Below are 20,935 nucleotides of genomic sequence, written 5' to 3' on the forward strand. Positions count from 1 at the left end.
CGGGGCGGGCGAGCAGCGGCCGGTGGTCAAGGACGGCGCGGTGGGCATCGCCACCGTCATGTCGGTGACGCTGTCGACCGACCATCGGGCGGTGGACGGGGCGCTGGGCGCCGAGCTCCTCGCCGCCTTCAAGACCATCGTCGAAAACCCGCTGGCCATGCTGGTGTAGGAAGAAATACCGTGCAACTGGGCGCTGTCTGCATTGCCGCAGACAGCGCCATTTTTTTACCGCCGAAGGCAGGTGTCTTCCTCATTGCACCTGACTGCAAGAAGCTGTGGCGGCCGTCACCCCGCCGCCGGGACGCCGGCGCTGAAGCCGCGCCGGGCCAGTTCGTCCTCCACCTGCGGCCAGCTTGCGCAGACGGCATGGGCGCCGGCCGCCACGAGCTTTTCGGCGTGGCCGGGGAAGCTGTGGCTGCCGCCGGTGAAACCGATGGCTGTCATGCCGGCGGCCACGGCTCCCTCAACGCCGAAGGGCGAATCCTCGATCACCACGGATGAGCCTGGGGTCCCGCCGAGGCGCTCGGCGGCGAACAGGAAGATGTCCGGTGCGGGCTTGCCGTTCTTCACCATCGAGGTCGAGAAGACGTTGTCGCTGAAGAAATCCGCAAGCCCCGTCACATCGAGGCTGAGCGCGATGCGCTCCATGGAGGAGGACGAGGCGACGCAGCGCGCGCCCTCGAGCGCCTGCAGGAAGGGCAGGATGCCGCGCGTCGGCTCGAGCTCCTCGGCGATCAGCATCCTGGTCTCCAGCCAGATGTCTTCGGATGCGTGCTCGGGGAAGGCGTGGCCGGTCAATTCGCGGATGCGGACGATGATGTCGGCCTGCTTCATGCCGATGCACTGGCGCACGATGTCGGCGCCGAGCGCCATGCCGTGCTTGCGATAGGCGCGCTCATAGGCGATCGCGGCGAGCGGCTCGCTGTCCACAAGGACACCGTCGCAATCGAATATGACCAGGGGGCGCTTCATGGGAACTCCGAAGGTTGGCGAGGACAGGGGCGCGGTCTTCCGGCCGCGGCGTAAGGCGGGTCCCGGCGCGGCTCAGGCGGCCGGGTCGGGAAAGATGGAGGGGGCGTCGAGCGTTCGGCGGCCGGCCTCGATGGCCGTGCGCATGGCCCGCCGGCCCTCGACGAGGTCGGGAGCCACCCAGTTGGGCTCGGCGCCGAGGAAACGGTCGAGGAACGCGACGGCGGAGGCCGGCATCTCGCGGGTGTTCTCGCGGTAGGACCACCAGGTGCGCAGGTCGTCGGCGCAACGGTCGAGCTTCGGCGCTTCGCCGAACTCCTGCTCGAAGATGGCGGCGATCGCGCAGACGCAGTAGTTCGTATAGAGGAAGCCTTCGGGCCAGAAGCGGACGATCTCGGCATTGCCGGTGCTGTCCGCACCCGCAGCGCTTTCCGGCCGGACACTGGCTGGCGCGCGGCGGATCAGCTCCTTCAAGGCGAGGCCTGCGGCGTAGATGATGAAGTCGGCGCGGTCGAGCCGGGCGAACGCCTTGCGTGCATCGATCATCTCGACCCAGTCGAGGAAAACGCGTGTCAGCTTTTCCTCGTCGATGTCGAAGGCGATGCCGTAGTGCTGCGTGACGGCCCTTGCATTGCCGCGGAACGTGGCCCGGAACCAGCGTAGCTGCCGCAGCCTGTGGCGCAGGTCGGGCATCACCGCCAGCTCGTTCTTGAAATCCAGATCCACGCGAAGCTCCTTCGGGAAAACCATAGCATGCAGGTCGCCCGTTCCAATCCTATAAGTGGCTGGCGGGCGCCTCTCTCGAATATACAATTTGACATTCCAAAAAACAAATGTTCTAAATTTCCGGTCTCCGCCGAAGAGCGCCCTGCGTCTCGGCCACGGAGATAGGCGGTTTGGGAGGAGTTGCCTGATGGCATTATGGCAATGGGGGCTTTTGCTCCTGGCAGTGGTATGGGCGCTGCAATCCTACGGCGTGTGGCTGCAGATGCGCCACTACTCGGACGTCTTCAAAGGCATCACACAGAAATTCACCGACGGCTATGTCGGGACGGGCGCGTTTCACGGCCGCTTCCTGAAGAAGGGCGCGATCGCCATCGTCGTCGTGGCGCCGGACCTGACGGTGCGCCGCATCCTGACGATGAGCGGCCGCTCGGTCTTTGCCAAATTCACGCGGCACGCGGCATTCGAGGGCATGACGCTCGATGATCTGCGGGCCCGCCCAGCGCTGTTCGGCGACGACCAGCCGGGCCTGACATCGGCGATCACGCAGGCCGTGGCGCAGATCGACCGTACCCGCTCGGGCGAGGAGCCGCCGCTGAGGGCGTCGCTCGCCGCAGCCGGCGCGTGAAGGAGAAACCACGAGCTTCCCGCGGTCAGACGGCCCGGAAGAACCAGGAGGGAGAGGGAGGACAATGGCAGTCATATCACTTATGGCGCAGCATGCCGACACGGCCGTGCAGGGATTGCACATGGCCGGGACGCTGGCAGGCGAGGCCGCACTGCACGGCAAGCTTGCCGCCAAGAGCGCGATGCACGACCTCGTCGTTCTGGCGCAGGCGAACGGCGACATCTCGGTCGAGGAGTTCCGCGAGAAGCTGAACACCGTGACCCAGGAAGAGCAGCTCGGATGGCTGACAGCCGCCGGCAAATACTTCATCGGCATCTTCCAGAAGGGTGGCGAGGTGTTCGCCGGCTTCGTGACCGGCATCATTCCGACACTGGTGGTGCTGATGACGGCCTTCTACGCCGTCACCGAGCTGGTGGGCGAACAGCGCGTCCACGGCCTCGCGCAAAGCGCCGGGCGCATCGCGCTGACACGCTACACCGTGCTGCCGGTGCTCGCCGTGTTCTTCCTCACCAACCCGATGGCCTATACGTTCGGGTCGTTCCTCGAGGAGAAGCACAAGCCGGCCTTCTACGACGCGGCGGTCTCCTATGTGCATCCGCCGCTCGGCCTGTTCCCGCACATCAATCCCGGCGAGTACTTCGTCTGGGGCGGCATCCTGGTCGCGCTGCTGGAGCTGGAGCGCAACGGAACCGTGCCCGGCGGCTACCACATCACCGTCGCCATCTGGTACGCCATCGTCGGCCTCGGCGTCATCCTCCTCAAGGGCATGCTGACGGAGAGGATCACCGCCATCATGGCGCGCCGTCAGGGCGTTGAGCTCTAGGGGAGGGGCAGAACATGGCGAAGACCTACAAGGCAGTCAAGATTTCCAGGGGCTCGGGAGGCTGGGGCGGTCCGCTCGTGATCGAGCCGACGAGCGAACGCAACAAGATCGTGTCGGTCACCGGCGGCGGCATCCATCCGGTGGCCCAGCGCATCGCCGAGATGACGGGCGCGGAAGCGGTGGACGGCTTCAAGAGCCCGCCGGTCGAGGGCGAGATGGCGGTGGTGGTGGTCGATTGCGGCGGCACGGCCCGCTGCGGCGTCTATCCGCGCAAGCGCATCCCGACCGTCAACCTGACGCCGGTCGGCCAGGCCGGCCCGCTGGCGCAGTTCATCACCGAGGACATCTACGTGTCCGGCGTGAAAGCCGAGAACATCCAGATGGCCGACGGCAGCGAAGCGGCGACCGTGGCGGGAAGCAGCGGCGCCGCAGCGTCGAGCGCGCCGGCGGCGCCCGTCGAGCGGCCGAGCGAGGGCGGCCTGGTGGGGCTGATCAGCAGCATCGGCCGCGTGATGGGCCGCGTGGTCGGCATCTTCTTCAATGCCGGCCGCCGCACGATCGACCAGGTGGTGCGCAACGTGCTGCCCTTCATGGCCTTCGTGACCATGCTGATCGGCCTGATCCTGTATACGGGCATCGGCGACGTGCTGGCCCAGCCCATGGGGCCGCTGGCCAACAACATCGTCGGCCTGCTGATCATCTCGGCCATCTGCGGCCTGCCGTTCCTGTCGCCCGTGCTCGGGCCGGGGGCGGTGATCGCGCAGGTCATCGGCGTCGCCATCATCGGCCCGCAAATCGCCAACGGGACGATCTCGCCGGCGATGGCGCTGCCGGCGCTGTTTGCCTACAACACGCAGGTGGGCTGCGATTTCGTCCCGGTGGGCCTGGCGCTCGGCGAGGCCAAGCCGAAGACGATCGAGATCGGCGTGCCGGCCGTGCTCATCAGCCGCCAGATCATGGGCCCGGTTTCCGTGGCCATCGCCTGGGTGGTGAGCCTGCTGGTGCTTTGACAACCGGAAGGGCGGCGGCGAGCGCCGGCGCCCTTCCTTCCGTGAACGGTGTATGGAGTTTTCGAATGGCGGTGTTTCTCAAGACGCGCATAACGGCGGTCGGTCCCGAAGTGGCGGAGCTGGCCGAGGGCGGTGTTCTGATCCTGTTTGCCGACGGCGCGCCGGAGGAACTGGCCGAGGTCTCGGTCCTGCATGCGGTCGAGGAAGGACCGGCGGCGGCGGCGCCCCTGACGGGCACCCGCGTGGTGGTGGATACGATCTCGGTCGAGATCACCGCGATGGGCGAGGCAGCCTGGAACAAGGTGTGCGAGATCGGCCATGTGGTGATCAATTTCAACGGTGCCGAGGCGGTCGAGCGGCCCGGCGAGATCTGCGCCTCGCAGGTGGAGCCCGCCGTGCTCGTCGCGGCGCTGACGACCGGCGCCGTCATCACCATCGGCGACTAGTGGTGCGATGGGGGACCGTGTGAAGCGGTTTTCCGCCCACATTCCGCTTCAATCTATCGAGAGCGATCGCGTCATCGCGATCTAATACCAAGGACACCGGACCGCATGGAACGCTCGACCATCGTCAGGGTGCAGGAAGGACTGCATGCCCGGCCCGCCACCCGCTTCGTGAGGCTCGCGAAGGGCTTTGAAAGCGACGTGGAAATCGTCAAGGGCGGCAAGGCGGTGAGCGCCAAGAGCTCGGTCAAGCTGATGCTGCTCGGCGTCAAGGAAAACGACGAGGTGACGATACGCGCCAACGGTGCCGACGCCATCGAGGCGGTGGAGGCGCTGATCGCCTATCTGGAAAACCCTCGGTCGGGCGTCGAGGAGGGCGCTGCGGGGCAGGAAGCGCCGGCCGATGCGTCTTCTGCGCCGCCGCAACCGCCCGCTGCCGCACCGGTCGCCGCCGATGTGCATGGCGGCCTGCGCGGCGTCGCCGCCAGCGCGGGATTCGGGCTCGGGCCGGTCTTCGCCCATTTCCCGCCGCAGATCGTGCCGCGCAACGAGACGCTGACCGGGGACCAGATTGGCGCCGAGAAGGAGCGTTTCGAGCAGGCCGTGCGCCGCTTGCAGGAAAAGCTCGACCGCTCGCTCGGCGCCGGCGACATGCAGGCGAGCGACCGCGGCATCGTGACGGCGCTGCGCGACATCGCCTCGGACGAGGCGCTGCGCGAGGGGACGCTGGAGGCCATCGACGGCGGTTTCGACGCGGTGTCGGCGGTGATCGCCGCCTCGTCGCGGCTGGCGGCCGATTTCCGCAACCTGGACGATGCCTATATGAGCGCGCGCGCCGAGGACCTGGAAGCGATCGCGCGGCAGATCTGCCTGACGCTGCTCGGCCAGGAAGAAGCAAAGCTCGACGACATCGCCGAGGGCGCGATCCTCGTCGCCGAGGACATCGGCGCCTGGGACCTTGCCCGCGCGCCGCTGAAGCGGCTCGGCGGGGTGGTCTGCGGCCATGGCGGGGCCACCTCGCACGTGGCGATCATCGCCCGCACGCATGGCATACCCGCCGTGCTGGGGCTGGGCGATGGCGTGCACGCGCTGCGCGACGCCGCCGAGGCGGCGGTGGACGGCAGCACCGGTTTCGTCTTCGCCGATCCCGATGCCGGCACGCGGACACGCTTCGCCGCCATGATCCGCGCGGCCGATAGTGAGAAAGAGGCGCTGAAGGCCTATAAGGACGTGGTGCCGCGACGCGCCGACGGCACGGTGATCCACGTGGCGGCCAATCTCGGCTCGCTCGAGGAGATCGAGGCGGCGCAGGAGGCCGGCGCGATGGGGGTTGGCCTGTTCCGCACCGAGCTCCTGTTCATGCGGCACATGCACCTGCCCTCCGAGGACATGCAGGCGGAAACCTATGCGGCGCTCGCCAGAGCGTTTCCCGAGCATCCGGTGATCGTGCGCACGCTGGATATCGGCGGCGACAAGCCGATCGCCGGGGTCGAGTTCCCGGAAGAGGAGAATCCCTTCCTCGGCTGGCGGGGCATCCGCATGTGCCTCGACAGGCCGGACATCTTCAAGGTGCAGCTCCGGGCGCTGCTGCGCGCCGCAGTCCACGGCAATCTGCGGGTCATGCTGCCGATGGTGTCGGCGGTCGAGGAAGTGCGCAGGACCCGCGCGCTGATCGACGAATGCGCCGCCGAGCTTGCCGCCGAAGGCGTCGCCCATGCCGATTTCCCGCTGGGGGTGATGATCGAAACGCCGGCGGCGGTGTTCGGCGCGGCGGCGCTGGCGAAGGAAGTGGCCTTCTTCTCCGTCGGCACCAACGATCTGACGCAGTATGTCATGGCCGCGGACCGCCTCAACCCGGCCGTGGCGGCCTTGAACGACGCGGCGCATCCGGCCGTGATGGCGGCGATCGAGCAGGCCGCGCAGGCGGCCGTGGCGGCCGGCATCGAAATCGGCATGTGCGGCGAGGCGGCGGCGCGCGCCGACCTCATCCCCGAATTCATCCGCATGGGGCTGACGGAGCTCAGCATGAGCCCCGCCTCCATCCAGGCCGTCAAGAAGCAGCTCCAGGCGCTTTTCGAAGGGGAGAAGGCACCGCCGAGCCGATGACCTGATACCAAGGGAGGCGCCCTTCAGGGCAGATGCATCAGCAGGCTTTCGAAGAGTCCCGCAAGATCGGCGATCGACCGGTCGGCCCGCAGGGCCGCTGCCATGCGTTCGCTGCGCGCGGCGACGGCAAGGCCGGCGATCTCGAAGAGGTCGGCGGCGGGCAGATCATTGGAGAGGGCAAGCCCGGAGGCCAACAGGCCGGGTGCGAAACAGCGGATGCAAGCGGCGCGCCGGCCGGCTACGGCAGGCACCGGCGCTTCGCCGGCATCGCGCCTCGCCCCACTGAGCGCGGTCGATCCGAAATCATCGTGATCCAGCGCCTGGGCGCACATCTCCTGCAGCAGCGCGGCAAGAAGAACGGCCGCGACGCGCGGACGCGCCTCGGGGGCTGCGCTCGCCAAGGTGACCAGCGTGTGACCGTGCCGGCGGCGGAGCGCCGCATGCGCAGCGGCGAAGGTCGTTTCGCGGATCGGCGGCGCGGCACCGTCCTCGACCGTGGCGGCCAATGCCTTCGCCGTGCGGTACATGTGGCGACGGAAGGCGCGTTCGCCCCGGATCGGGTCGGGCGTGAAATAGGCGGTCAGCGGCCACACCGCCGGTTCGCCGTCCTGCCGGCCGGGAAGCACGGCGCGGGAGACGGATTCGGCGAGTGTCAGAGTGTCGTCGACGACGCCGACGGCGTGGCCGAGCAGCGCCTCCATCTGGAACGGCGGCCTTTGCGGCGGGCGTTCCGCCAGCAGGCCGCGGCGCTGGGTGCGCAGAAAATCACGCATGTCGCGCAGCCGGTCCTTGAGGTGGACAGCCACATCCAGCGAGGCGTCTCTCAGCATATGGTATTACCTTCACGTAAACGGTTTTCCGCCGCCTGGCATTGACCGGATGGCCACATCATTGTTTTGGTCTTCATGGAAATCAAGCCGATGCGTGTATCGGCCGGGGGAAACCGCAGGAAAGCCAAATGAACAAAGCGAAGGTGCAAAAACGGCCTGCCGGTACGACCAGTTCGGGAGAGATCGACGGCGAGGCGTCGAAGGGAGGCGGAACCGGCGGCAAGACCGATCGCCTGCGGGTGCGCGCGGCGTGGATGTATTTCGTCGAACAGAAGACGCAGAACGAGATCGCCGAGATTCTCGGCATCGGCCGCGTGAGCGTCGTGCGCATGCTGGCGGAAGCCAGGGCGCGCAACGAGGTGAAGATCACCATCGAAGGCGAGCTCGCCGAGATCACGGCGATCGAGCGGGCGCTGGAAAAGCGCTTCAACCTGGAACGCGCCGTGGTGGCGCCGGTGTCGGACCCGCTGGCCGATCCCATTCCGGCGATCAGCGCCGCGACCGGCAGCTTCGTCTCCGACGTTATGGCGTCGGGCATGGCGGTCGGTGTCGGCTGGGGGCGCACGCTGTTCGGGTCGCTTCCCTATATCCGTGCGCGGCCGCTGACCGACTTCAAGGTCATCTCGCTGCTCGGCGGCGTCGGCGTGGCCCGCCGCTTCAATCCGGCCGAATTCGCCTGGCGCTTCGCGCGCGCCTTCCACGGCGACGGCTACCTGATCCCGGCGCCGGCCGTGGTCGACAGCGTCGAGACCAAGACGGCGCTGATCGAGCGCTGCGGGCTGCATGAGATCCTGACGCTTGCCGACACGCTCGACGCGGTGATCGTCTCGGTCGGCAGCCTCGCCTCGGCCACCACCTTCTACCGCGGCGGCTATCTGTCAGAGGCGGTGCGGACGGCGCTCGAGGAAAAGGGCGCCGTGGGCGACATCCTCTACCATTTCTACGACCGCGCGGGGACGTTGGTCGACCACCCCATCAACGACCGGGTGATGTCGGTGGACGTGGACCGGCTGCGCCGCGCCCGGATGCGAATCCTGACCTCGGGCGGCGAGGACAAGATCGACGCGCTGGTGGGTGCCATGAAGCTCGTCGAGCCGACCGTCTTCATCACCGACGAGGACAGCGCGCGGCAGGTTCTGGCGGCGGCCTGAAACCTTCCATGGCATGAAACGGGCCATGGCATGAAACGGGGGCGGACGACGATGGTGGCAGACAAGTTCGCGCGGCGCTTTCTTCCTTCCTTCTCCGTGCTGCGCAGCTTTGCCTCGGCGGCAAGGCACCAGAGCTTCACCCTGGCGGCGGAAGAGCTGAACCTGACGCAGAGCGCGGTCAGCAGGCACATCCGCGACATGGAGGCGGCACTCGGCTTCAGCCTGTTCCGGCGCGTCGGGCGGCGCGTGGTGCTGACCCCGGCCGGCAAGAGCCTCGCCGATGCGCTGGAAGACGATCTCGGCCGCATCACGCAGACGCTGCATCGGGCGATCGCCGCCGGCATGCAGGGCACCACGCTGAATGTCGCCAGCCTGCCCACCTTCGCCAGCCGCTGGCTGATCCCGCGTCTGCCGCATTTCGAGAGCACGCATCCCGGCATCGGCATCAACCTGACGGCGCGCATCAACCCGTTCGATCTGGCCCATGAGCGCTTCGACGTGGCGATCCATTTCGGCCGCGAGAACTGGCCGGACGCCAAGCTGACCAAATTGTGCGACGAGGCGATGATCGCGGTAGCCTCGCCGCGCTTCATCGAGGAACACTGCATCACCGGGCCGGAAACCCTGCTCGACGTGCCGCTGCTCCATCTGCAGAGCCGGCCCGGCGTGTGGATCGACTGGATGCGCGAGGCGGGTGTCGAGGAGGGGTCGGTGCTGCCGGGCAAGCAGTTCGACCAGTTCACCATGGTCATCGCCGGGGCGGCCGCCGGGCTGGGTGCCGGGCTGGTGCCGGCCTATCTGATCGAGGAGGAGCTGCGCTCCGGTGCCTTGCGACAGGTCGGGCAGACCAAGCTGAAGACGCCGAACAGCTATTTCCTCGTGCAGCCGCTCGGCGTCGACAACCCGTCGGCCGATGCCTTCGTCGCCTGGATGGTGCAGCAGGTCTGACGGGCCGCTTGTGACGAACCGGCACCGATCGCCGGGCAAAGCATGAGCGGGCGTCATCAATCGAGACCGATTTTCCGTTTCCCTTGCCGGCCGCCGATCCTTACATTCCGGGCGAAGCGCCATAGGGTTGCAGACGGCATCTCGACGCCGCCATCCATCGGACAATCAGCAAATTCAAGGGAGCGAAGCACCCATGAGCATCAAGAACGAAACGAGCGACATCCTGGCGCGCCTCGGCGTCGACGCGAAGGCCCTTGCGGGCGGCGGACTGGCCGTGCGCACGCCGGTCACCGGCGAGCTGATCGCCGAGGTCGAGACGATCCCGGCGGGCGAGGCGGGCGCCGCCATCGACCGCGCGCATGAAGCCTTCAAGGCCTGGCGCGAGGTGCCGGCGCCGCGTCGCGGCGAGCTGGTGCGGCTGCTCGGCGAGGAGTTGCGGGCGGCGAAGGAGGATCTCGGCCGCCTGGTTTCCATCGAGGTCGGCAAGATCCGCTCCGAGGGACTCGGTGAAGTGCAGGAGATGATCGACATCTGCGATTTCGCCGTCGGCCTGTCGCGCCAGCTCTACGGGCTGACCATCGCCACCGAGCGTCCCGGCCACCGCATGATGGAGACCTGGCATCCGCTCGGCGTCGTCGGCGTCATCTCGGCCTTCAATTTTCCGGTCGCCGTGTGGTCGTGGAACGCCGCGCTGGCCTTCGTCTGCGGCGACAGCGTGGTGTGGAAGCCGTCGGAAAAGACGCCGCTCACGGCGCTCGCCTGCGAGGCGATCTTCAGGCGCGCTGCGGCCCGCTTCGGCGCCGACGCGCCGGCCGACCTGCTGACGGTGCTGGTCGGTGACCGGGCGGTCGGCGAGATGCTCGTCGATCACCCCAAGGTGCCGCTGGTGTCGGCCACCGGCTCGACGCGCATGGGCCGCGAGGTGGGGCCGCGCCTGGCGAAGCGTTTCGCCCGTGCCGTGCTCGAGCTTGGCGGCAACAATGCCGGCATCGTGTGTCCCTCGGCCGATCTCGACATGGCGCTGCGCGCCATCGCCTTCGGCGCCATGGGCACGGCCGGCCAGCGCTGCACCACGCTGCGCCGCCTGTTCGTGCACGAATCGGTCTATGACGCGCTCCTGCCGCGGCTGCGCAAGGCGTATGAATCGGTTTCCGTCGGCAGCCCGCTCGAGACCGACGCGCTGGTCGGACCGCTGATCGACAAGGCCGCCTTCGACAACATGCAGAAGGCGCTCGAAGCCGCGAAGGCACTGGGCGGCACGGTGACGGGCGGCGCCCGTTTCGACAGCGGCAACACCGATGCCTATTACGCCCGTCCGGCGCTGGTCGAGATGCCGGAGCAGGCGGGCGTGGTGCTGGAGGAGACCTTCGCGCCGATCCTCTACGTGATGAAATACAGCGATTTCGACGATGCGCTGGAGATGCACAACGCCGTCGGCGCCGGGCTCTCCTCCTGCATCTTCACCACCGACATGCGCGAGGCGGAAGGCTTCCTCAGCGTGCGGGGGTCGGATTGCGGCATCGCCAATGTCAACATCGGCACCTCGGGCGCGGAGATCGGCGGCGCCTTCGGCGGCGAGAAGGAGACGGGGGGCGGCCGCGAATCGGGCTCCGACGCCTGGAAGGCCTATATGCGCCGCGCCACCAACACGGTGAACTATTCGCGCGCCCTGCCGCTGGCGCAGGGCGTCTCCTTCGACATCGAATAGCCGGCTTCACGGCTTGCGCATGTGTTCGTCACGCCGGATCGTCTGGCGTGGAACACACCCGAGGACAACGGCCATATGGTGCGGGGGCCGTATATGCCGGACGGGCAGGCCTTCATGTTGTCAACCATGCAGGTTTGACGGCCGATGCACCACTAGATTGCGATGATTTTGGATTGGCTCAATCCAAAATCATGAACGCGATCGCATTCAAAAAGTTAGAGCGGGATGCGGGCGGAAAACCGCTTCACACTTTTCCTCATCCCGCTCTAGCCATCGCCCTTTTGCGTGCGGGCTTCGAGGATGTTTTGGAGGTGCGTCCAGCATGCCTGCAGCGGGACAGCCGACTGGCTGGCCTTGGCCATCAGAATGGCACCCGAGAAGCAGGCGACGATGAGGTTTGCGAGGGCGCCTGCATCCTTGTTTCCGGCTGCGTCTGGCGGCTGTTGTGCCTGCAGTTTCGCCGCGATCGCCTCCCTCCAGCGATCGAAGATCGCGTTGAGTTCGAACCTCAACGCGTCGTTCCGGGTCGAGAGTTCCGCGGCCAGGTTTCCCAGCGGGCAGCCGGCCACCGTTCCCGTACGGACAATGTCGGCGATCGTCGCCTCGAAGACCGACCGCACGCCCGCAGATGCGCTCGATGCCCGCGCGACCGGCTCTATCCATGTCCCGGCGATCGCTTCGGCCACCGGCCCGCGAATGACCGCCAGGCCGAGATCGCGCTTGGTCGGAAAATGATGGGCGAGCGCACCGGACGAGACGCCGGCAAGATCGCGGACAGCGTGCATCGGCGTCCCCTCATAGCCCTTTCGGGTGAAGAGCTCGAACGCCGCGTTCACGACCTGGCGGCGGGTGCCTTCGGGATCGTTCGTTCGCTGGGACATGACGATGTGCTCCGCGTTCAACAAGCTGGAGTGGGATTCCGACAGAAAGCCGCTCCGCACTTTCCAGCCCGCTCAAGCGACTTGACATAACAGGTCAATCATCCTGTAATCAAACAGGTCATATAACCTGTTTTGTGAGGATGCCATGTCCGACACCGCCCCGGTCTTCGAGTTGCGGCGCTACCGCCTCCAGCCGGAGAAGCGCGAAAGGCTGCTCGACCTCTTCGAGCGCGAATTCGTCGAGCCGCAGGAGCAGGCCGGGATGACGCTGCACGGGCTTTATCGCGACAGGAACGATCCTGACGCGTTCGTGTGGATGCGCAGCTTTCCCGACATGGCGCGGCGGAAGAACGCCCTGTCGGCGTTCTATGGGGGCGAGGTCTGGAGGAGGTGGGGATCGGAGGCGAACGACACGATGCTCAATTCGGACAACGTGCTTCTTCTGAAGGCTGCAGGGAACAGCCTGCCGTTCGCCGGCACCTATGGGACCGGCGGCCTTGTTGCCGTCTCGGTCTGTTCGCTGGCGCCGGGCCGGGAAGAGGATGTCGCGGCCGAATGGGAAAGGAGTTGCCGCCCGGTGCTGGAATCCTGCGGTGCCAGGATCGATGCGGCCTTCGTCACCGAACGCAGTGTGAATTCGTTTCCCAGACTGCCGGTGCGGGAGGGAGAATCCGTTTTCGTGTGGATTTCCGCATTTCCCGACGAGGCCCGCTACATGCAGCACACCGACAGGCTAGCGCGATCGCCGGCCTGGACGGGATCGGCGTTTGCCTGGCTCGACGCGCAGCTCTGGCGCCCTCTCGAAACCGCGAGCCTGTCGCCGACCCGGCGCTCACGGCACGGCTGGTGAGGCGGCCGGCGGCCGGGCCTCACTCCATGCCGAGTGCGGCTTTGTAGAGGTCGAGCATCGCCTCTTCCTCCTGGCGCTCGGCCTGGTCTTTCTTGCGCAGGCGGACGATGGTGCGAACGGCCTTGGTGTCGAAGCCGTTGCCCTTCATTTCGGCATAGACTTCCTTGATGTCCTCGGAAATCGTCTTCTTGTCTTCCTCGAGACGCTCGACGCGCTCGATGAAGGCGCGAAGCTGGCCCGCGGCCACGGTCTGGGCGGTCTCGGTGGTGATATCGTCGGCCATGCGAAACTCCGTTGATGGATCAGAAGCCCGCGACTCGGGGCGTTTTGGCGTGGCAGGTTCGATGCCCCAGCCGGGGCCGGCGGTCAAGGGTCGCAGACGGGGATTCGGTGCCGCGGGCGCTCAATGATCCTTCGGGCGGTTCACCGCGAAGGCCGCCTTCTGCTCCGGCGTCGCTTCGCTCTGGTGCCGGGCGCGCCATTCGTCATAGGGCATGCCGTAGACGATTTCCCGCGACTCCTCCTTGGACAGCGCGATGCCGTCGGCCTCGGCCGCTTCGCGATACCAGTTGGAGAGGCAGTTGCGGCAGAAGCCGGCGAGATTCATCAGGTCGATATTTTGCACGTCGCTGCGCTCGCGCAGATGGCCCACGAGGCGGCGGAAGGCGGCCGCTTCCAGGTCGCGTTTCTGTTCTTCGCTGAGCTTGGTCATGGCGGGCTCCCATTCAGACCGTGTCGGTCCGCGATCCGAAATGCTTCACCTCGTGCATATCGGGCCGGGCGTTGATCGCGTCAAGGATCGGAGCGAGGCGCTCCGCCCATCCGGCAGCGCCCTTCTTGTCGGCGATGAGGTCCTGGCGGATCTCGATCAGCGCGTGGGCGAAGCCGTTCATGGTCGCGTGGCGGTGCATGGTGTCGCCCGGCAGCGCGCCGTCATAGGGTTCGTTGTCGCCGACGGTGAGGGTCTCATCGGCGGCGAGCGCGGCGATCAGCGGCAGCACCGCGCGGTCGTCGCGGTCCCACAGGATGCCGACGTGCCAGGGACGGTGGCGCGCCTGCATGACGGGGGTGAAGGAATGGATGGAGATGATCAGCGGCGCGGCGCCGCTTGCAGTCCGGATCGCCTGGATCGCCGCGTCGACGGCCTCATGATAGGGCCGGTAGAACCGGTCGAGCCGCGCCTGCCGCTCTTCCGGGCTCATCGGATAATTTCCGGGCACGATGGTGCCGTCATAGAGTTGCCGGATCAGCGTTGGATCGTCCTCGCTACGGTTGGGGTCGATCAGGAGCCGCGAGAAGCCGCACAGCACCGCCGGCGCGCCGGTCAACCGCGCCAGCATCCGCGTCACCGCCTCGACGCCGATGTCATAGGCGATGTGGCGTTCGAATTCGGAGGCCGGCAGGCCGAGCCCGTCATAGGTTGCGGGCATGGCGCGCATGGCGTGATCGGCGATCAGCAACAGGCCCTGGCGCTCGTTTCCGGGGATGGTTTCGAAAGGGGCGGAAAAGGGATGCAAGGTCATGACGGTTTTTCAGGAAGACGGATCGGGAGCGCAATCTGATGACTTCATGACCGTTTCCTTTCACGAAGCGCGTCGGATCGCAATGGCCGGCGCGAAATCGCCACTGCCGCGTTGACAGGCGCACGGACATTGCCGAAAAGGAAAATATGCTCAGGTCGGGATCAGGGTTTTCAAAAATGCTTCGACGGGCGTCACGCGTGAACTGCCGGGGGGCCGTGCTGCTTGCCGCCTGTGTCGGCTTGTGGGGGTCGCTCCTGGCGTCCACCCCGGCGCGCGCCGATTTCCGTGTCTGCAATTCCACCCAGAACCTCGTCGGCGTGGCCATCGGCTATCGCACCGGCAGCGGCTGGGTGAGCGAAGGCTGGTGGCACATCGAAAAGTCGAGCTGCAAGACGCTGATCGAGGGGCCGCTCGAATCGCGCTACTATTACATCTATGCCGAGGATGCGGCGCGTGGCGGGCGCTGGGAAGGCCCGACGCAGATGTGCATAGCGCTGACCGAATTCAAAATCGCGGGCACCAACGATTGCTTCGCGCGTGGCTTCCAGCGCGCCGGCTTTCAGGAATACGACACGCGGGAACAGGAAAACTGGATGGTGGATTTGACCGACGGCCCGGAAGGTGGGGCTGCGCTCACCGGCGCGGGTGGCACGCAATGAGGCGCAACCGAAGGGTCAAGATCCTGGCGACACTGGGGCCTGCATCGTCGGACGAAGCGACGATCCAGCGCCTGCTCGAAGCCGGCGCCGATGTGTTCCGCATCAACATGAGCCATGCCGACCATGAGCTGATGCGCACGCTGGTCGATCGCATCCGCGCGGTGGAGAAGAAGGTCGGCCATCCGATCGGCATCCTCGCCGACCTGCAGGGGCCGAAGCTTCGCGTCGGCACCTTTGCCGGCAAGAGCGCCGAGCTGAAGGTGGGGCAGGAGTTCACGCTCGACGACAACCCCGCGCCGGGCGACGCGACGCGCGTTTTCCTGCCGCATCCGGAGATCCTGAAATCGGTCGAGCCGGGGCATCGGCTGCTGATCGACGACGGGCGTCTGCAGCTCGAGGCCGTGAAGGTGGACGGCAGGTCCATTCTCTCCAAGGTGATCGCCGGAACCAAGATCTCCGACCGCAAGGGCGTCAGCCTGCCCGACACCGATCTGCCGATGGGCGCCCTGACGGAGAAGGACCGCAAGGATCTCGACGCGGTGCTGTCGGCCGATGTCGACTGGATCGCGCTGTCGTTCATCCAGCGGCCCGAGGATCTGGCGGAGGTGCGGAAAGTGGCGCGCGGCCGCGCCGCACTGCTTGCCAAGATCGAGAAGCCGCAGGCCGTCAAGCGCCTGGCGGAGATCATCGAATTGTCGGATGCGCTGATGGTGGCGCGCGGCGACCTAGGCGTGGAAATGCCGCTCGAGGCCGTGCCGGGCATCCAGAAGCAGATCACGCGGGCCTGCCGCCGTGCCGGCAAGCCGGTGGTGGTGGCCACCCAGATGCTGGAATCCATGATCTCCGCGCCGGTGCCAACCCGCGCCGAAGTGTCGGACGTGGCAACGGCCGTGTTCGAAGGGGCCGATGCGATCATGCTATCGGCGGAATCGGCGGCGGGCGAGTATCCCGTCGAGGCGGTGGCGATGATGGATTCCATCGCCAAGCAGGTGGAGCGCGACCCGACCTATACGGACATCATCAACGCCCAGCGCAGCCAGCCGGAGGCGACCGGCGCCGACGCCATTTCCATGGCCGCGCGGCAGATCGCCGAGACGCTGAACCTGTCCGCCATCATCTGCTACACCTCGTCGGGCACGACCGGGCTGCGCGCCGCCCGCGAGCGGCCGCGCGTGCCGATCGTGGCGCTGTCGCCGGTGGTCCAGATGGCGCGCCGCCTGTCCCTCGTCTGGGGCATGCACTGCGTGGTGACCGAGGATGCGAGCGACCTCGACGACATGGTCAACCGCGCCTGCCGCATCGCCTATCAGGAGAAGCTGGCAAAGCCCGGCGAACGCGTCATCATCACGGCGGGCGTCCCGCTCGGCACACCCGGCGCGACCAACATGCTGCGCATCGCCTATATCGGCTCGGACGGGCTGGGCGGCATCTAGATCGTTTCCTGTTTTGACGGAAGCGGTCGGCCGTGGTTTCGGTCCAGCGGTGTCGGCGCGCGGCACACCCCCCTCTGGCCTGCCGGCCATCTCCCCCTCAAGGGGGGAGATTAGCGGACAGCGCCGTATCGCATCTCCTGCAACGTTGGACGGTGGTCGAAATCCTTGCGGCCGTCCGATCTCCCCCCTTGAGGGGGAGATGCCCGGCAGGGCAGAGGGGGGTGCGCGAAGGGGCGCCGCGGCTCCAGGCAAAAGATGAAATGCTCTGCGCATCGGCCCACCGGGCATCTGCCCCTTGAGGGCAGGGCAGAGGGGCGCGCGAAGGCGTACCCGGCGCTTTAAGCACAGATGAAAGGAAGGCTCTTCGCCGGGAGGTCAGATTCCCCGGCCGTCGAGCTCGTTGGAAATCTCGGCGACCGCCTGCTGGGCGCTGCGCAGCATCGGGTAGATGTCGAGGATGCGCGTGTAGGCCTGCAATGCCTGTTCCTGCCGCCCCGTCGCCTGGAGAATGCGCGCCATGCCGGCCAGCGCGCCGAAATGGCGCGGCTCCAGTTCGAGCGTCCGCGAGATGTCGGTCATCGAACGGGCATAGTCATTCATCATGAAATGCACCGTGGCGCGGCGGTTCCAGCCTTCTGCATAATCGGGAAAGAGCATCACCACCTGATCGAGATGATCGAGCGCGACGGAAAACTTCTCCGCCTTGATCGCCTCATTCGCCCATTGCATGAGCAGATCGGCCGTGGCGCTGCCGGAATGCATCCAGGCTTCGCCGATGCGCATGGCGATGCGGCGCGCCGCCCGTTCATTGCGCTCCCGCTTCAGGTCTTGGAAGAGCGTATCGAGCCTGGATGGCGCGCTCTGCACCGCCGTCCCGGCCGCAACCCCGCCGCCAGGCTCATCCGCCTGCGCGAGAGGCGCGAGCGCGAGAAGGAGGGATCCGAGGGTTGCGATGAATCGAACCATGCCGCGATCATACGCGCGGGCAGGTTCCAGGAAAACTGAAATTCGCGTGAACGGGCGATCAGCCCTGCCGTGCCTTAAAGCGCGGGTTGGACTTGTTGATGATGTAGATGCGGCCCTTGCGGCGGACCATGCGGTTTTCCCGGTGGCGGCTCTTCAGCGCCTTGAGCGAATTCTTGATCTTCATCGGTCTTGTCCATGGTTGGGCCGGACGGCCCGCAAACAATAAGGCGCGCTTTTGCGGCGCGCCGAAAGTTGCACGGCTCTTAGACGAGGAAGCTTGCTCCTGTCAACCTTTCGGGCCGCTTTCTGTTGCTTTCGGCGCGCCTCTCGGTGTTGAATTCCGAGGGGGGCTTCACAGACAGCATTTTGCGATTGGAGAATCCGATGTTTGTACAGAAGCCGTTTCAGCGCGTGATTTTGGGATCGGTGCTGCTCGCCGGAAGCCTTGCGGCAGCCCATGCCCAGGAACCCAATTGCCGGGATCCGCAGACACAGGCCGACATGAACATTTGCGCCAGCAAGGACTACAAGGCCGCCGATGCCAAGCTCAACGCCAGCTACAAGGCGCTGACGGCGCGCTATGCCGACGATCAGGATGGGCGAAAGGCGCTTGTCGAGGCGCAGCGCGCGTGGATCAAATTCAGGGACGCGCAATGCAACTTCGCCACCATCGGCGCGACGGGCGGCTCGATCCGGCCGATGCTGCAGGCAGGATGCCTCGAGGAGCTGACGGAGGAGCGCACGAAGCAGCTCGATGCCGCTCTCAACTGCGAAGAGGGCGACGTCACCTGCTCGTGATGCGGGTGAAATGGCCCATCTTGCGGCCGGGCCGGATGTCCGGCTTGCCGTAGAGATGCAGAACGAGATCCGGCTCGCGCAGCAGGTCCGGCGCGCGCAGCACGTCGTCGCCGATCAGGTTTTCCATCACGCAGTCGGAATGGCGCCCGGTGGCCCCGAGCGGCAGTCCGGCGACGGCCCGCACATGCTGCTCGAACTGCGAGATCGCGCAGGCGGCCTCCGTCCAGTGGCCGGAATTGTGCACGCGCGGCGCGATCTCGTTGACGAGCACGCCGCCGTCGCCGAGCACGAAGAACTCGACGCCGATGACGCCCACATAGCTCAGAGCGTTGAGGATGCCGCTAGCCGCCTCGCGCACCGCCTGGGCGGTCTGCGGCGTGATCGCGGCGGGCACCGAGGAGCGGTGCAGGATGCCGTTGCGGTGCTCGTTCTCGACCGGATCGTACACCGCGACGGCGCCGTCGCTGCCGCGCGCGGCGATGACGGACACTTCCTTCGTGAAGGGCACCAGCGCTTCGAGGATCAGCGGCACGCCGCCCATCGCCGCCACGGCGCCGGCGATGTCGGCCGGCGCGGCGGAGCGGAAGACGCGCTGGCCCTTGCCGTCATAGCCCATGCGGCGCGTTTTCAGGACGCCGTTGCCGGAAAAGCTTCGCAGCCCGCGGGCAAGGTCATCCTCGCTATCCACAGACAGGAAGGCTGCTGTGGATATCCCGGCGGCGTTCAGGAAGATCTTTTCCGTCAGCCGGTCCTGCGCCGTTTCCAGCGCCTCGGGCGGCGGGAAGACCAGCCGCCGCTCGGCCAGCAGACGGGCGGTGGCGACGGGAACGTTCTCGAACTCGTAGGTCACCACATCGCAGAGATCGGCAAGCCTGCCGAGCGCGGCGGCATCGTCATAGGCGGCGTTGATGAAGGTGTCGGCGAGCTGCGCGGCCGGGCTGTCGGCGGCGGGGTCGAGGATCGCCACGCGATAGCCGAGCCGGGCCGCGGCCATGGCGAGCATGCGGCCAAGCTGTCCGCCGCCCAGTATTCCGATCGTGGCGCCGGGAGAAAGCGGTTTGTCCATGGTCAATCTACCGGATACTCCGCCACCTGGGCCGTCTGCGCGGCGCGCCAGGCGTCGAGCCGGTCGGCAAGGTCGTCGTCGTGCAGGGCGAGGACGGCCGCCGCCATCAGCGCGGCATTGATCGCGCCGGCCTTGCCGATGGCCAGCGTGCCCACGGGGATGCCGGCCGGCATCTGGACGATGGAGAGGAGGGAATCCTGGCCCGACAGGGCTTTCGATTCAACCGGCACGCCGAATACGGGGAGCGGTGTCAGGGCCGCCGTCATGCCGGGCAGGTGGGCCGCGCCGCCGGCGCCGGCGATGATGGTCTGGAAGCCCTCGTCCCGGGCGCTCCTCGCGAATTCGTAGAGGCGCTCAGGCGTGCGGTGCGCGGAAACGATGCGCGCCTCGTAGTCGATGCCGAGCGCATCAAGCGTGTCTGCGGCGTGGCGCATCGTCGCCCAGTCGGACTGGCTTCCCATGATGATTGCCACGGGGGCGGATTGTTCGGCCATTGAATCCCCTCGCTTTTTATAGAGAGGCTGTAATCAAAAGCACTGCCCATCGCAAGCGCGGCCTGCTGCGGGCGCGCCGTGCCAACAGGAAATCAGGCGATGATATCCGGGATGATCCGGTCCTCGAGCTGCTGCAGCCGGTCCTTCACCGCCAGTTTCTTCTTCTTCATCCGCTGGATGCGAAGGGGGTCGCAGCCCGTGGCGATCATTGCCTCAATTGCGGCATCGAAGTCCGCGTGGTCCTGTTTGAGGCGCGCGAATTCGAGACGAATTTCAGCCTGTTCCTGTTCCGATGTCACCACTGTCCGCTGGTCCACAAGTGTGCAATTTCCGGCGCTCGCGCATCGGCCCGAAAATCGGAACCCGATCTTCGGAAAAACACGATGCGCAGATTCAAAGACTTACAGCGTCCTTCTGTGTCCGAACGGACGCACGGCGCTGTAGATCACGTTGTCGAACGCGCTACCGAAAACACCTGGCAGCCCGCTGCCTATATCATATTTCGGCCAGCCGGAAAATCCTACCAGCTTGTGTTCGACAAGCCACAATTGCGGTGGCAGACTGTAGGACGCTGCCGGTCCGAATTGGCGGTTGTCCGCTCCGGCGCGCAAACGAGGAAACGAAGGAGATCGCAATCATGTCTCTTGAATCCCATCTTGCCGAGTTGAAGCGTAAACACGGAGAACTGGAGCGTGAGCTGGACGATGCCATGCTCCATCCCTCTGTGGACGAGCTCGACATCGCTCAACTGAAACGACGCAAGCTGGCCATCAAGGACGAGATGGAGAAGCTCAAGACGGGCCGCACCCGCCACTGATCCCGCGTGATTTCCGGCCCCCGCATCCGCGCGAGTGTCCTGCCCCATCCAAACCGATTGGTTTGGATGGGATAGCAGGCCAGTTAAGCCTTTGAATCTAGGGCAACTT

26 protein-coding genes are annotated in these 20,935 nt (G+C 66.5%); 14 read left to right on the forward strand and 12 right to left on the reverse strand.

All coding sequences use genetic code 11. The annotated features are described in order from the left end of the window. A partial coding sequence (locus NUU27_RS17555; protein WP_257761777.1) for a 2-oxo acid dehydrogenase subunit E2 occupies window positions 1-169 on the forward strand: 169 nt, incomplete at its 5' end. 116 nt (window positions 170-285) lie between these two features. Here the strand turns inward: NUU27_RS17555 and NUU27_RS17560 are convergent. Beyond that, entirely contained in the window at window positions 286-972 is a 687-nt protein-coding gene (locus tag NUU27_RS17560) for an HAD family phosphatase (protein WP_257763448.1), read from the reverse strand. 72 nt (window positions 973-1,044) lie between these two features. Continuing rightward, the gene (locus NUU27_RS17565; RefSeq protein WP_257763449.1) at window positions 1,045-1,695 is read right to left on the reverse strand and encodes a hypothetical protein; all 651 of its coding nucleotides are present in this window, start codon (window positions 1,693-1,695) and stop codon (window positions 1,045-1,047) included. 187 nt (window positions 1,696-1,882) lie between these two features. Between NUU27_RS17565 and NUU27_RS17570 the strand changes: the two genes are divergently transcribed. The 5 genes from NUU27_RS17570 to ptsP all read left to right on the forward strand — a co-directional run bounded on the left by NUU27_RS17570 (window position 1,883) and on the right by ptsP (window position 6,702). Beyond that, window positions 1,883-2,320, forward strand: coding sequence for a transcriptional regulator GutM (locus NUU27_RS17570; RefSeq protein WP_257763450.1), 438 nt, complete (start codon window positions 1,883-1,885; stop codon window positions 2,318-2,320). A gap of 82 nt (window positions 2,321-2,402) precedes the next feature. Beyond that, window positions 2,403-3,143 (forward strand): PTS glucitol/sorbitol transporter subunit IIC, encoded by a 741-nt coding sequence (locus tag NUU27_RS17575; RefSeq protein WP_374567383.1) that lies wholly within the window; start codon window positions 2,403-2,405, stop codon window positions 3,141-3,143. A 14-nt stretch (window positions 3,144-3,157) separates the two neighbouring features. Further along, on the forward strand, window positions 3,158-4,153 hold the full coding sequence (locus tag NUU27_RS17580; RefSeq protein ID WP_257763452.1) for a PTS glucitol/sorbitol transporter subunit IIB: 996 nt from the start codon (window positions 3,158-3,160) through the stop codon (window positions 4,151-4,153). 65 nt (window positions 4,154-4,218) lie between these two features. Next, on the forward strand, window positions 4,219-4,599 hold the full coding sequence (locus NUU27_RS17585; protein ID WP_257763453.1) for a PTS glucitol/sorbitol transporter subunit IIA: 381 nt from the start codon (window positions 4,219-4,221) through the stop codon (window positions 4,597-4,599). 105 nt (window positions 4,600-4,704) lie between these two features. After that, window positions 4,705-6,702, forward strand: coding sequence for a phosphoenolpyruvate--protein phosphotransferase (ptsP, locus tag NUU27_RS17590; RefSeq protein ID WP_257763454.1), 1,998 nt, complete (start codon window positions 4,705-4,707; stop codon window positions 6,700-6,702). Between the two features lie 23 nt (window positions 6,703-6,725). On the opposite strand, the gene NUU27_RS17595 is transcribed toward ptsP, so the two are convergent. Beyond that, window positions 6,726-7,532 carry a hypothetical protein gene (locus NUU27_RS17595; protein WP_257763455.1) on the reverse strand — a complete coding sequence of 269 codons (807 nt, stop codon included), beginning with the start codon at window positions 7,530-7,532 and terminating at the stop codon, window positions 6,726-6,728. Window positions 7,533-7,660: 128 nt separating this feature from the next. Here NUU27_RS17595 and NUU27_RS17600 point away from each other — a divergent pair, with 128 nt between their 5' ends. From NUU27_RS17600 to NUU27_RS17610, 3 genes are all read left to right on the forward strand, one after another. Then, a complete protein-coding gene (locus tag NUU27_RS17600) occupies window positions 7,661-8,683 on the forward strand; it encodes a sugar-binding transcriptional regulator (RefSeq protein WP_257763456.1) in 1,023 nt (340 codons plus the stop codon). Window positions 8,684-8,734: 51 nt separating this feature from the next. Continuing rightward, entirely contained in the window at window positions 8,735-9,631 is an 897-nt protein-coding gene (locus tag NUU27_RS17605; RefSeq protein ID WP_257763457.1) for a LysR substrate-binding domain-containing protein, read from the forward strand. Window positions 9,632-9,824: 193 nt separating this feature from the next. Next, window positions 9,825-11,339 carry an aldehyde dehydrogenase family protein gene (locus tag NUU27_RS17610; RefSeq protein WP_257763458.1) on the forward strand — a complete coding sequence of 505 codons (1,515 nt, stop codon included), beginning with the start codon at window positions 9,825-9,827 and terminating at the stop codon, window positions 11,337-11,339. Between the two features lie 266 nt (window positions 11,340-11,605). Here NUU27_RS17610 and NUU27_RS17615 read toward each other — a convergent pair whose 3' ends face one another. After that, window positions 11,606-12,220, reverse strand: a complete 615-nt coding sequence (locus tag NUU27_RS17615; RefSeq protein ID WP_257763459.1) for a TetR/AcrR family transcriptional regulator — start codon at window positions 12,218-12,220, stop codon at window positions 11,606-11,608. A 145-nt stretch (window positions 12,221-12,365) separates the two neighbouring features. On the opposite strand from NUU27_RS17615, the gene NUU27_RS17620 reads away from it, so the two are divergent. After that, window positions 12,366-13,070 carry an NIPSNAP family protein gene (locus tag NUU27_RS17620; protein WP_257763460.1) on the forward strand — a complete coding sequence of 235 codons (705 nt, stop codon included), beginning with the start codon at window positions 12,366-12,368 and terminating at the stop codon, window positions 13,068-13,070. Between the two features lie 19 nt (window positions 13,071-13,089). Here NUU27_RS17620 and NUU27_RS17625 read toward each other — a convergent pair whose 3' ends face one another. The 3 genes from NUU27_RS17625 to NUU27_RS17635 all read right to left on the reverse strand — a co-directional run bounded on the left by NUU27_RS17625 (window position 13,090) and on the right by NUU27_RS17635 (window position 14,593). Further along, window positions 13,090-13,353 (reverse strand): DUF2312 domain-containing protein, encoded by a 264-nt coding sequence (locus NUU27_RS17625; protein ID WP_257763461.1) that lies wholly within the window; start codon window positions 13,351-13,353, stop codon window positions 13,090-13,092. Between the two features lie 120 nt (window positions 13,354-13,473). Next, window positions 13,474-13,782, reverse strand: coding sequence for a DUF1244 domain-containing protein (locus NUU27_RS17630; RefSeq protein ID WP_257763462.1), 309 nt, complete (start codon window positions 13,780-13,782; stop codon window positions 13,474-13,476). Between the two features lie 13 nt (window positions 13,783-13,795). After that, complete coding sequence (locus NUU27_RS17635; protein ID WP_257763463.1) at window positions 13,796-14,593, reverse strand: N-formylglutamate amidohydrolase; 798 nt, start codon at window positions 14,591-14,593, stop codon at window positions 13,796-13,798. 176 nt (window positions 14,594-14,769) lie between these two features. Between NUU27_RS17635 and NUU27_RS17640 the strand changes: the two genes are divergently transcribed. Together NUU27_RS17640 and pyk are read left to right on the forward strand one after the other, a co-directional pair. Beyond that, a complete protein-coding gene (locus NUU27_RS17640) occupies window positions 14,770-15,252 on the forward strand; it encodes a DUF1036 domain-containing protein (RefSeq protein WP_257763464.1) in 483 nt (160 codons plus the stop codon). Beyond that, window positions 15,249-16,685, forward strand: coding sequence for a pyruvate kinase (gene pyk / locus NUU27_RS17645; RefSeq protein ID WP_257763465.1), 1,437 nt, complete (start codon window positions 15,249-15,251; stop codon window positions 16,683-16,685). Before NUU27_RS17640 ends, pyk begins: the two co-directional genes overlap by 4 nt. Before the next feature lie 375 nt (window positions 16,686-17,060). On the opposite strand, the gene NUU27_RS17650 is transcribed toward pyk, so the two are convergent. Continuing rightward, entirely contained in the window at window positions 17,061-17,651 is a 591-nt protein-coding gene (locus NUU27_RS17650) for a tetratricopeptide repeat protein (RefSeq protein WP_257763466.1), read from the reverse strand. 58 nt (window positions 17,652-17,709) lie between these two features. Further along, window positions 17,710-17,835: a type B 50S ribosomal protein L36 gene (gene ykgO / locus NUU27_RS17655; RefSeq protein ID WP_008596917.1), complete on the reverse strand. Its 126-nt coding sequence runs from the start codon at window positions 17,833-17,835 to the stop codon at window positions 17,710-17,712. A 200-nt stretch (window positions 17,836-18,035) separates the two neighbouring features. Between ykgO and NUU27_RS17660 the strand changes: the two genes are divergently transcribed. Further along, window positions 18,036-18,449 carry a lysozyme inhibitor LprI family protein gene (locus NUU27_RS17660; RefSeq protein ID WP_257763467.1) on the forward strand — a complete coding sequence of 138 codons (414 nt, stop codon included), beginning with the start codon at window positions 18,036-18,038 and terminating at the stop codon, window positions 18,447-18,449. Here NUU27_RS17660 and NUU27_RS17665 read toward each other — a convergent pair. The 3 genes from NUU27_RS17665 to NUU27_RS17675 form a co-directional block, all read right to left on the reverse strand. Next, complete coding sequence (locus tag NUU27_RS17665) at window positions 18,436-19,515, reverse strand: 5-(carboxyamino)imidazole ribonucleotide synthase (protein WP_257763468.1); 1,080 nt, start codon at window positions 19,513-19,515, stop codon at window positions 18,436-18,438. The genes NUU27_RS17660 and NUU27_RS17665 overlap by 14 nt on opposite strands. 2 nt (window positions 19,516-19,517) lie before the next feature. Further along, window positions 19,518-20,009, reverse strand: coding sequence for a 5-(carboxyamino)imidazole ribonucleotide mutase (gene purE, locus NUU27_RS17670; RefSeq protein ID WP_257763469.1), 492 nt, complete (start codon window positions 20,007-20,009; stop codon window positions 19,518-19,520). 92 nt (window positions 20,010-20,101) lie between these two features. After that, complete coding sequence (locus tag NUU27_RS17675; protein ID WP_257763470.1) at window positions 20,102-20,326, reverse strand: YdcH family protein; 225 nt, start codon at window positions 20,324-20,326, stop codon at window positions 20,102-20,104. Window positions 20,327-20,646: 320 nt separating this feature from the next. On the opposite strand from NUU27_RS17675, the gene NUU27_RS17680 reads away from it, so the two are divergent. Further along, entirely contained in the window at window positions 20,647-20,826 is a 180-nt protein-coding gene (locus tag NUU27_RS17680; RefSeq protein WP_257763471.1) for a YdcH family protein, read from the forward strand. The last annotated feature ends 109 nt before the right edge of the window (window positions 20,827-20,935 follow it).

This window comes from Nitratireductor sp. ZSWI3 (assembly GCF_024655565.1).
Lineage (GTDB): Bacteria > Pseudomonadota > Alphaproteobacteria > Rhizobiales > Rhizobiaceae > Nitratireductor.